Origin of the sequence: Sulfitobacter sediminis (assembly GCF_040811725.1) — a bacterium.
GTDB classification, from domain to species: Bacteria; Pseudomonadota; Alphaproteobacteria; order Rhodobacterales; family Rhodobacteraceae; genus Sulfitobacter; species Sulfitobacter sediminis.
In genome coordinates, this window is sequence record NZ_JBFNXX010000049.1 from 1 (window position 1) to 10,224 (window position 10,224).

The 10,224-nt window shown below is 60.7% G+C and carries 13 protein-coding genes and 1 tRNA gene; 2 read left to right on the forward strand and 12 right to left on the reverse strand.

The window, feature by feature from the left end:
- Nucleotides 1-266: hypothetical protein (locus AB2B41_RS22395; RefSeq protein WP_367880050.1), on the forward strand; the 266-nt coding region annotated here is incomplete at its 5' end.
- Between the two features lie 138 nt (nucleotides 267-404).
- Here AB2B41_RS22395 and rplL read toward each other — a convergent pair.
- The 8 genes from rplL to AB2B41_RS22435 form a co-directional block, all read right to left on the reverse strand.
- Nucleotides 405-782, reverse strand: coding sequence for a 50S ribosomal protein L7/L12 (gene rplL / locus AB2B41_RS22400; RefSeq protein WP_367880051.1), 378 nt, complete (start codon nucleotides 780-782; stop codon nucleotides 405-407).
- Between the two features lie 72 nt (nucleotides 783-854).
- Nucleotides 855-1,367 carry a 50S ribosomal protein L10 gene (rplJ, locus tag AB2B41_RS22405; RefSeq protein WP_367880052.1) on the reverse strand — a complete coding sequence of 171 codons (513 nt, stop codon included), beginning with the start codon at nucleotides 1,365-1,367 and terminating at the stop codon, nucleotides 855-857.
- 342 nt (nucleotides 1,368-1,709) lie between these two features.
- Complete coding sequence (gene rplA, locus AB2B41_RS22410) at nucleotides 1,710-2,417, reverse strand: 50S ribosomal protein L1 (RefSeq protein WP_367880053.1); 708 nt, start codon at nucleotides 2,415-2,417, stop codon at nucleotides 1,710-1,712.
- 1 nt (nucleotide 2,418) lies between these two features.
- Entirely contained in the window at nucleotides 2,419-2,844 is a 426-nt protein-coding gene (gene rplK, locus AB2B41_RS22415) for a 50S ribosomal protein L11 (RefSeq protein WP_367880054.1), read from the reverse strand.
- Between the two features lie 959 nt (nucleotides 2,845-3,803).
- Nucleotides 3,804-4,337, reverse strand: coding sequence for a transcription termination/antitermination protein NusG (gene nusG / locus AB2B41_RS22420; RefSeq protein WP_367880055.1), 534 nt, complete (start codon nucleotides 4,335-4,337; stop codon nucleotides 3,804-3,806).
- 215 nt (nucleotides 4,338-4,552) lie between these two features.
- Nucleotides 4,553-4,750 carry a preprotein translocase subunit SecE gene (secE, locus tag AB2B41_RS22425; RefSeq protein WP_367880056.1) on the reverse strand — a complete coding sequence of 66 codons (198 nt, stop codon included), beginning with the start codon at nucleotides 4,748-4,750 and terminating at the stop codon, nucleotides 4,553-4,555.
- Nucleotides 4,751-4,842: 92 nt separating this feature from the next.
- Nucleotides 4,843-5,559 (reverse strand): hypothetical protein, encoded by a 717-nt coding sequence (locus tag AB2B41_RS22430; protein ID WP_367880057.1) that lies wholly within the window; start codon nucleotides 5,557-5,559, stop codon nucleotides 4,843-4,845.
- Between the two features lie 164 nt (nucleotides 5,560-5,723).
- Nucleotides 5,724-5,799: transfer RNA gene (locus tag AB2B41_RS22435), tRNA-Trp, on the reverse strand.
- A gap of 138 nt (nucleotides 5,800-5,937) precedes the next feature.
- Between AB2B41_RS22435 and AB2B41_RS22440 the strand changes: the two genes are divergently transcribed.
- Complete coding sequence (locus tag AB2B41_RS22440; RefSeq protein ID WP_367880058.1) at nucleotides 5,938-6,435, forward strand: ferritin-like domain-containing protein; 498 nt, start codon at nucleotides 5,938-5,940, stop codon at nucleotides 6,433-6,435.
- Between the two features lie 71 nt (nucleotides 6,436-6,506).
- On the opposite strand, the gene AB2B41_RS22445 is transcribed toward AB2B41_RS22440, so the two are convergent.
- The 4 genes from AB2B41_RS22445 to AB2B41_RS22460 form a co-directional block, all read right to left on the reverse strand.
- Entirely contained in the window at nucleotides 6,507-7,748 is a 1,242-nt protein-coding gene (locus tag AB2B41_RS22445) for a CoA transferase (protein ID WP_367880059.1), read from the reverse strand.
- 2 nt (nucleotides 7,749-7,750) lie between these two features.
- Complete coding sequence (locus AB2B41_RS22450; protein WP_367880060.1) at nucleotides 7,751-8,596, reverse strand: HTD2 family dehydratase; 846 nt, start codon at nucleotides 8,594-8,596, stop codon at nucleotides 7,751-7,753.
- A gap of 220 nt (nucleotides 8,597-8,816) precedes the next feature.
- Nucleotides 8,817-9,476 carry a CatB-related O-acetyltransferase gene (locus AB2B41_RS22455; protein ID WP_367880061.1) on the reverse strand — a complete coding sequence of 220 codons (660 nt, stop codon included), beginning with the start codon at nucleotides 9,474-9,476 and terminating at the stop codon, nucleotides 8,817-8,819.
- 42 nt (nucleotides 9,477-9,518) lie between these two features.
- Nucleotides 9,519-10,061: a hypothetical protein gene (locus tag AB2B41_RS22460; protein ID WP_367880062.1), complete on the reverse strand. Its 543-nt coding sequence runs from the start codon at nucleotides 10,059-10,061 to the stop codon at nucleotides 9,519-9,521.
- Nucleotides 10,062-10,224: the final 163 nt, after the last annotated feature.

Sequence of the window (10,224 nt, forward strand, 5' to 3'; positions counted from 1 at the left end):
CTCCTTTGTGGATCATCGCAGACCCACCTTGGCACATAGATGCCGTCGGGGGGCGGTCACATCATCAAAGCCATCCAGAAGAGATCATGAGGGAGCTTTTTGGTGGCATCGGACCAATATCAGTTCTTGGTGACGAAGTAACTATGTGTGGAATCACAATGCGGAAGGTTGAATTAGCTGACAAAGTAGCTGCAAAGATCACACAAGAGACTAAGTATCCAGATGAGGTTGAGAAGAAACTCTTTTCAGTTCTGAATCAGCTCTAGAAATGAGAGCTTCCTCGCTTAGTGCGGGAGCAACTTGGGTTACTACGACTACCTTCGCGTGACCAAAAAACGGCGGCCCCGTCCCCGGAACCGCCGCCTCTTTTCCCGTAGAGCGGGGCCACCCCCACCACAACCAGCTTACGCCAGCTCGACCTCGGCGCCTGCTGCTTCCAGCTTGCCCTTGATCTCTTCGGCTTCCGCCTTGTCGACGCCTTCCTTGATCTTGCCGCCGGCTTCGACCAGGTCCTTGGCTTCTTTCAGGCCCAGACCGGTGATGCCGCGCACTTCCTTGATCACGTTGATCTTGGAGGCGCCCGCGTTCTTCAGAACGACGTCGAATTCGGTCTTCTCTTCTGCCGCTGCACCGCCTGCGTCGCCTGCGGGGCCGGCCATCATCACGGCGCCGCCTGCGGCGGGCTCGATGCCGTATTCATCCTTGAGGATGGTTTTCAGTTCTTGTGCTTCAAGCAGGGTCAGACCAACGATCTCTTCTGCCAGTTTCTTCAGATCAGCCATTGTATCAGCTCTTTCCGTTTAAGATGTGTGTTCCAACGTGTGTGTCTTTCACCACGCCGGTTTGACGATTGCTTACGCAGCCTTGTCCTCGATCGTGGACAGGATGGATGCGATGTTGCTTGCAGGTGCGCCAATGGCCCCGGCGATGTTCGATGCGGGTGCGCCCAGCATGCCGGCGATGGAAGCTATAAGCTCCTCGCGCGACGGCATCTTGGACACGGCTTCGACACCGGCTGGGTCCAGAGCGTTCTCTCCCATGGCACCGCCGAGGATGACGAACTTGTCGTTTTCCTTGGCGAAGTCCTGGGCCACCTTGGCTGCCGCCACGGGGTCCTCGGAATAGGTCAGAACGGTCATACCGCTCAGCAGGGAAGAGATGCTTTCGCATGGCTTGCCCTGCAGGGCGATCTTGGCGAGCCTGTTCTTGGCAACACGCACGGCCCCGCCCGCGTTACGCGCACGCAAACGAAGGTCCTGCATTTCGGCAACTGTCAGACCGGTGTAGTGGGCAACCACCACAACGCCAGAGCTTTCAAAGATCTGGCCGAGTTCGTCGACCAGCTGTTCTTTTTGTGCTCTATCCACAGTTTCACTCCAGTAAGGGAGGGTTTCCCCTCCGGCTCAGTTTTGCCGGGGGCCTGTTGGACACCCGACATTTCGGGTCCTTACGGGGGGTCATGCCTGCGGAGAGCGCATTGGCTCAGCCGACAGAATATCTACCTTCCCGTCTCAGGCAGGAATTATGAGGTACCCCTCACCCGCCGTCTCGGACGAAAAGCAAAGAAGCGCGACGAATCACGCTACCCTTGCCTGAGGGTGCGATACAGTGTTGGGCGCGGGATGCCAAGAGGGGAGGCATTGGTCGGGCATAAACGAAAGAGGCGCCGCATGTGCGACGCCCCCCTCAAATTTGAACTCTAAGAAAGATCAGGCGTTTTCAGCCGACATCGCGTCGTCAACGGCGATGGAGACACCCGGGCCCATGGTCGAGCTCAGGTTGATCTTCTTCATGTAGGTGCCCTTGGCACCGGTCGGCTTGGCCTTGGCCACGGCACCGACGAAGGCGCGGACGTTCTCGGCCAGCTTCTTTTCGTCGAAGCTGAGCTTGCCGATGCCGGCGTGGACAACGCCACCCTTCTCGGCCTTGAACTGCACCTCACCGCCCTTGGCGGCCTTGACGGCGTCGGCGACATCCATGGTCACAGTACCCACCTTGGGGTTCGGCATCAGGTTGCGCGGGCCCAGCACCTTACCCAGACGGCCCACGATGGGCATCATGTCGGGGGTCGCGATGCAGCGGTCAAACTCGATCTTGCCGGACTGAACGGTTTCCATCAGGTCCTCTGCACCGACGATGTCGGCACCGGCCTCTTTCGCCTCGTCAGCCTTGGGGCCACGGGCAAAGACGGCGACGCGCATGGTCTTGCCGGTGCCGTTGGGCAGGCCGACCACACCACGCACCATCTGGTCCGCGTGGCGGGGGTCAACGCCAAGGTTCATGGCAACTTCGAGGGTCTCGTCGAACTTGACGTTCGAGTTCGCCTTGATCAGGGCCACGGCCTCTTCGACGCTCAGGTTTTCCTTGCCGGCGAATGCTTCGCGGGCGGCGGCGGTACGCTTTCCAAGTTTACCCATCTTACTTCACCTCGATGCCCATGGACTTCGCCGAGCCCAGAATGATCTTCATGGCCTGATCGACATCATGCGCCGACAAGTCCGCCATCTTTGCTTCCGCGATCTCGCGCAGCTGCTTGGTGGTCACGGTGCCGACCGTCTCGCGCGAGGGGGTCTTGGCGCCGGAATTCACCTTGGCGGCCTTCTTCAGGTAGTAGGACGCGGGCGGCGTCTTGATGTCCATGGTAAAGGACTTGTCCTGATAGTAGGTGATCACGGTGGGGCACGGCGCGCCCGGCTCCATGTCTGCGGTCTTGGCGTTGAACGCCTTGCAGAATTCCATGATGTTGATGCCGCGCTGACCCAGTGCGGGGCCCACGGGCGGGGATGGGTTTGCTTGCCCCGCCTTGATCTGCAACTTCATCGTACCGACGAGTTTCTTGGCCATTGGCCTTCTCCTTTCTCAACACCCGTGGGACGCGTCCCGCAGGCTGTGGTTGATGTGGTCAGGTCCGCACATCGCGACGCGCTCGCCTCCCACATGGTCGAGTCACCCCTTGGGGCGACTGGCGCGGGATACAGAGAGTAGCGTAGGATTGCAAGGGGCTTGAGCGGCTCGGGCGGCTGCATTCAGGACGGCCGCCCCGGCGCACAAAGCTTAGCCGGACGCCCGAGCCGGCCGGGCTCGGGGCGACATGTTACTTGGGTCAGTTCGTGCCGTTGGTCGAGCCCGAGCCGCCGGAGTTGAGGGCCGTGCCGACCACTGCCGCCACGAATGCACCGGCGGCGACCTTTGGAGCCAGAGTTCCCAATCCGCCTGTCGATGACTGAGAGCTTTGGCTGTTGCGATAGGTTTCGCTGCTTGAACAGGAAGGCCGCGAAGGTTCTGACGCTTGCTGCGGGCCGAGGCCCGGATGTGAGTGCGTAGCAAATGGACCTATCATGGACTCTTGGTCGCCCTGACTCATATGAACAGGAACCATGTCATTCAATGACGCCGCCACTCCTGGAGGAGGCGTGCGCATACCGATCCATTCACCATGCTGTTCATAGTGGTTAGAGAAGCAGGCAGCAGGACCAAGTTTGAGATGATAATGGCTACATCCCGAAACCGCGGCGACCAGTACGCCCAACGCAGTGGTTTTTTGCCAAACGTACGTAATTAAAAGATTCTTTCATGCTCGGTACCCCCTTTTTTTCTGCAGATTATGAACGGACCTTGGCCCTCGCAAGAGCGACATAACCACCAACGCCAAAGAACGACCATTCAGTGCAAAAATGCATCGCAGGCATGCCATACGGGTGATACGTACCCCTGCATGACGGACAGATGCGCGACACGCACATCCGAAACAACACGGCAAGCTTCTTGACGCGAAAACCGTGCCAGGCTCGACGCGTGAGGACCTAGCTCTGCTTGATCACCTGGGTGAATTCCAGCTCAACCGGGGTCTCGCGGCCAAAGATCGACACCGACACCTTGAGGCGCTGGTTGTCCTCGTCGACTTCCTCGATCATCCCATCGAAATCCTCGAACGGGCCGTCGCCCACCTTGACCTTCTCGCCCACCTCGAAGTGGATGAGGGTGCGCGGCGCGTCCTCGCCCTCCTGCACGCGGCCCAGGATGCCCTGCACCTCGGCGTCGCGCATGGGCATCGGGCGGCCCTGCGGCCCGAGGAACCCAGTCACCCGGTTGATGGAGTTGATCAGGTGATAGCCCTGGTCGGACATTTCCATGTGCACCAGCACGTAGCCCGGCATGAAGCGCCGTTCGGTCGTGACCTTCTTGCCGCGGCGGACCTCGATCACTTCCTCGGTCGGGACCAGCACCTCGTCGATCTGATCCTCGAGCCCCTGCTCTGCCACGGCCGTGCGGATCTGCTCGGCGATCTTCTTTTCGAAGTTGGACAGGACACTGACCGAATACCAACGCTTTGCCATCTGAACCCAAGTCCCTGTTCTGGATGGAAGGCCCCGGGCCTGCCATCTGGTGCATGAATGTGTGCCGGGGCGATCCCGGCAAGCCTAATATGAAACGGGGCGTGGGCTTGATTCGCCACACGCCCAGTCATGTCAGGCTTGGGCAATAGCCCTTGCCGCCTGAGGATTCAAGCCTTCGCTTGGATTTTTGAACCGGGCTTCGGTGCTGCGGACGCCTAGCCGAACATCCCCAGGATGCCATTCAGGCCGCCGCGGATAAGGATGTCGACAATGGCAAAAAAGACCGCCGTGAGTGCCGCGAGGATGAACACCATGATCGTGGTCAGCATGACCTCGCGACGCGTCGGCCAGACAACCTTGCCCACCTCGGCACGCACCTGCTGGATGAACTGAAGTGGATTGGTCCTCGCCATGTCGGTGTCCCTAGATCGTTATCCGCCAAAGGCATCTAACGGCTGGTGCATGGGGTTTCAAGCCTTCATACGGCTGCCGACGCGGGCGAGGATCACGCCTCGCCTTCGCGCAGCATCGCAAGACGGCGTTCCAGCGCTTCGTCATGGCGCGCCTCGGCCATGGCAAGATCACCGAAGTCGGGCAGGTAGAGACCGTCGACAGTGCCTTCGGGGAAGCGATCGAGGATCGCGTCCCACTTCAACGCGAAACTATCGAGCTTGCGGTGGAGTTCGGCCGCACGGGATGGACGGCGACGCGCGTACCAGTGCGCCAGCCCCATCGCACGTCGCCAGAAGCCATCATAGCCGAGGACGAGGAAGACGCCGATGAAGGCAAAGATCGTCAGCAAGGTCACCCCGACCACAAGCCAGGGACGGAACACAACCAACAGGCCTAGCGCGGCGAGGACGATGTGTTTCGGCGTTGGACGGTATCCGGTGATGCGTCCCTTGATCCGTGCCGCAAGGCCATCTTTCTTGGCCACCCGGGGCGATTTTTGCGGGGGTGTCTGTTCGACCGCTTGTCGCGCTGCCGCCTGTTCGTTGCTCTCGGCTTCGGCAAATGGCACGGCGGCTGCGTCGGTCTTTTCCTGAGAGACAGATTTTGCTGCCCTTTCCGACCGTGACGGCGGCGCCTTGGCGGCGATTTCATCTTCTTCGGTTGCGATCAGATCGCGAATGGCCGCGAGGGCCGTCGAGTCGAGGTCCTTGCCCAGAGACGCGGCCTCGCCCTTTTCAGGTGCGCTTTTCATCTCGGTCTTCATGGTCATGTCTTCATCCCAGAGTACAAATCCGGGTAACAACGCAATCCGGCCCTCGCGGGGCAAAATTGTGTTCGGACTGTGTCCCGGCTGATGCTGGTGCGGCGAAAACACAGCGCTCCTGACCCGTCAAAGCAGGCGCTGTCGATACTGTTGGCGGTGTGTCTGGAGGGTGGCAGGGGCTGAGGGACTCGAACCCACGACCCTCGGTTTTGGAGACCGATGCTCTACCAACTGAGCTAAACCCCTATGCCGAGCCGTTGGGTAGTCCCAAATTCCGCCGCGATCAAGAGCAGATCGCGCCCTCCCCCAAGAAATCAGGAACATTGGCGCGACTGACACGTTGGTTCGCCGACACAAACGCAATTCGAAACGGAGGATATCAGAATGGCACTGCACAATCTGAAAGACGTCTACCAAGACCAACTGCAAGACCTTTACAGCGCCTGCAAGCAGTCGCTGGAAGCAACGACAGCCCTCGGTCGCGCCGCGACCGACAAAGAACTGAGCGAGGCCCTGATCGCCGGCGCAAACGGCATCACAACGGGCATGGACAAGCTCAAATCACTCTGCGCGACCCATGGGATCGATCCCGAGGGAGAGCATTGCAGGGGCATGGAAGGTCTGGTCAAGGAAGCGCAGGCACACGCCCTTGACGCAGATTTCGGCGATGACGCGACGCGCGATGCTATGATCATCACGCAGTATCAGCGCATGGTGCATTACGCGCTGGCGGGCTATGGTTGCCTCGTCGCCTTCGCGAACCGTCTGGGCCTTGATGAAGATGCCGCGGTTCTCGAAAAGCAGCTTGATGAGACCTACGACGGCGACCGTCGCATGACAGCGATTGCCACAGAAGGTGGCGTGAACAAGAAGGCCGCCTGACGCTGATTACTTGTCACGAGAAAGCCCCCGCTTGATGCGGGGGCTTTTCTTTTCAACGTTTTGGGAAATGATCAGGCGACATTCCGGGAGACCGCGAAATTCGGACTCTGCACGATACCGGTGTCAAAGAGACGCGCGATCTCGCCATCGGTCATCCCCACCACATCCCCCAGAATTTCTTCGGTATGCGCACCGAGCGCCGGAGCCTTGGCCGCCGGTTTACGTGCATGGGCCGAGAACGTCGCGGGCGCGCCAGGCACCGGGAAAGTGCCCAAACCCGGTTGGTGCAGCATCTCGAACATCGGGTTCTCGGGCGACAGGTCCGGGTCTTCGGCGACGGCCTCCTTGACTGTTCGGAACTGCGACCATGTCGCCCCCGCGTCGTCCAGCTTTCGTCCGGCGGCGGCTGCGGTCTGACCCGCGAACCATGGTCTGAAGATCGCGGTGATCCGCTCGCGGAGTTGCCAGCGCACACCCTCGTCACGCAGGTTCATCCCTGTCTCGCGGCCAAGGCTCTCTATCGCCTCAGCAGTGCCCGTCACCTTGACCAGCGCCGCCCATTGCCGGCCAGTCAACCCGATCACCATGATCCGCCTGCCATCTGCGCAAAGGAAGTCCTGACCATAGGCACCGTAAAGCGCATTGCCTGACTTGCCTCGCGCGGCATCGTTCAGCATCGCGTCGCCGATCATCCCAAGATGCCCAAGCGTGGCGGCAGCCACGTCCTTGAGCGAAAGCTCGACGTCCTGCCCCTCGCCGGTGCGCAGGCGGTGCCGCTCGGCCGCGAGGAGGGAAGACACCACCATGTTCCCGGCAATGAGGTCCCAAGCCGGAAGGGCGTTCGCCACCGGTTCATCGTATCTGTCGGGTCCCGTGATGTCCGGTATCCCCAGTGCAGGGTTCACGGTGTAGTCCACCTGGGGACGGCCATGCCGGTCCCCCATCAGCGTGACCATGATCAGGTCCGCGCGATGCTTGCTCAGCGTCTCGTGATCCATCCAGCCACGCACCCGGAGGTTGGTCAGGAACATGCCCGCGTCATCGCCCGGGGCGGTGATGATGCGCGTGATCAGTTCCTGACCCTCGGGCGACTTCATGTCGACCGCGATAGAGCGCTTGCCCTTGTTCATTCCTGCCCAGAAGAGGCTTTGCCCGGAGGGCGCCACAGGCCAGCGGCCCGCGTCGAGCCCGCCGCCGATCCGGTCAAAGCGGATCACATCCGCGCCCATCTGCGCCAAGGTCATCCCCGCCAGCGGCACCGCGACAAACGCGGAGCCCTCGACGATCCGCATCCCTTTGAGAACGTGGCTCATGCTTAGATCTCCCACATGGCGCTGGCCTGCATGGTCTGATGCGCGCCACCGGCCACGGTACAAAGCGTCCACTCCGAATCCGACGACTTGATCGCCCGCAGGTCCAGCGCGTCGGCCGCGAAAAGCGGATGCACCCCACGGTAGGAAAACAGACTTGGGGCCCGCCCGCGTTGCCGGGAAGCCATGTCCATCAGCATCTGCGCCTGCAACGGACCGTGGACCACGAGATCGGGGTAGTGCTCGACCTCGCGCGTGTAGGGCAGATCGTAATGAATGCGATGCGCGTTGAACGTGATTGCCGAGTAGCGGAAGAGAAGCGGTGTGCTGATCTCCCGGGGCTCCGTGATGTCGGCCCTCTCGGGCGCCGCTATGGCCTTTGGTGCGGTATATCGGTCGGGTATCTCGAGATAGACAATGTTCTGCCGCTCCAGCACGGCGAGGCCCCTTTCCCCGTGAATCTCGTGATCGAGACTGACCACCACGATATCGCCCGCCGCCCCGATCTTCTCAGAAATGTCGGCAATGCGCGTGCGTCGCTTGAGCGCCTCACCCACGTGGAGCGGGGCACGAAATTCGAGGCTGCCGCCGGCCCACATGCGCCGGTTCAGCCGCAGGGGCGGCATGAAGTCGCCAAGCCGCGGATGTCCGTCGGGGCCAAGCTCGTCCATGCCGGCGGTGGGCGGGAAGGCATACCAGTGCCACAGATGCGGCAGCAGATCGCCCTCCTGCGGTGCCCGCGTTCCCGGTCGCCCGAGGACTGCATGCACCAGTGCGGCCTGTTGCGCCGAAATACCCCCCTCGGTGGTATCGCTGCGGTCGATCCAAGCGCCAAGATTGATCTGGTCCATCTTCATCCTCCTCCGTATCCACGTCAGAGATATGCGTGCAAACTCAGAAAAATCAAATGATTTTAATGGGTTAACTGTAGACTACGGTATACAATCCCGATCTTCTGCAGGTGCGAAGTCCGCGCGCCACCTTGAATCTGTTGAAGCTTTTCCACCTTTCTTTGCAGACGCAGCATGGCGCATTGTCCGCAAAGTTTTTCAGCATGCGATGGTATTCAGCCTATTTCTTGGGCGCGGCGGCCTCCAAAGCCGCGATATCGCCTCCAGCAATCTCTCTTTCGTGGGCCAGGATCCGGTCGATTGACCAGTCCCACCAGGCAATCCTTTTGAGCCGCTCCGCATCTCCCCGCGAGAACCTTTGCCTGATCTGCCGGGCCGGATTGCCTCCCACGATCGTGTAGTCCTCGACGGTGCCGGATACGACCGCACCCGCGCCCACGATCACGCCGTTTCCGATCCGGCTGCCCGGCAGGACCATCGCCCCTTTCCCGATCCAGACGTCATGGCCCACAACCGTGTCCGCGCCAGCCATCGGCATCGAGGGGCGCCCGTCCCTTGATCCACCGCCGAATATTGCGAAAGGGAAGGACGAGATGCCGTCGTAGCGGTGATTAGCAGATGAGGTGACGAAGACCGCCCCATCGGCGATCTGGCAGAATTTGCCGATCACCAGTCGTTCTGGGCTGAAATCGAAAAGATAGGGTGCGATCCGCGCCGCCCAGTCTTGGGGCGGGTCGAAGGCGCTTGCGTAGGAATAGGCTCCGACCTCGATCCGGGGATGTCGGATCGCAGGCTTCAGGAACACCGTCCCAAGGTAAGGACTGCCGTCAGCATTCGATATAGGATGGGTGTGCTCTGGGTCCGCGAATGACAGGTCCATGGAATATCGTCGCAATCCGCCCGCGCCGCCACCTGCTTGCGCCTAGTCCTGCCGCCTGAGAAGGGTCGTGATTTCCTTTGCCGGCACCCCGTTGTGCACGCGCTGGAAGCGCAGATCGAGCCCCTCGTCAACAAGGGTGCGGTGGAATTCCTGGATCTCGTATTCGCCCACCTCGTTGATGAAGAGCGAATAGACGGTGAAGGTATCGCCCTCGAACCGCGCCCAGACGAAGGGTTCGCCCTGCAGCGGATCGAGTGGAACCTCCTTGCCGAAGAGGTTCTGTTTCATCGCGGATTTGAAAATGTTTTCCCGCGCGCTGGGGACGAATTCGATGGTATAGGTCTTCTCCTTCGCGCGCCCGTCACTCTTGTAGGTGATCGAGGTCCAGGTGATGATGAAACCCTTCTTCGTGGGCTCGATCGTGGTGCTCATGTCGCGTTTCTGCACCTTGCCTTCGAAGGTGAACTCCGCGCTGCCCGCGAAAGTCCCGGCAAAGCGGTCGATGTCCACGGCCCCGGCCAGACCGGGGATCGCGAGGAGAAGCGCAAGAAAGAGCGCTCGGACCATGATGCGAAACTGTATCATGCATAAAGCATAGCACCGCGGATGAACCTTGTCAGCAATCAAGGTACGCCCTCGGCGCACGTTCGCGCGAGCGGGCGGTGGACGATGCGTCCACCTTACGGGTTTGGTGTATGGCTGGCGTGTGTAAGGTGGGCATCCTGCCCACCCCCCCAATGTAAAAGGC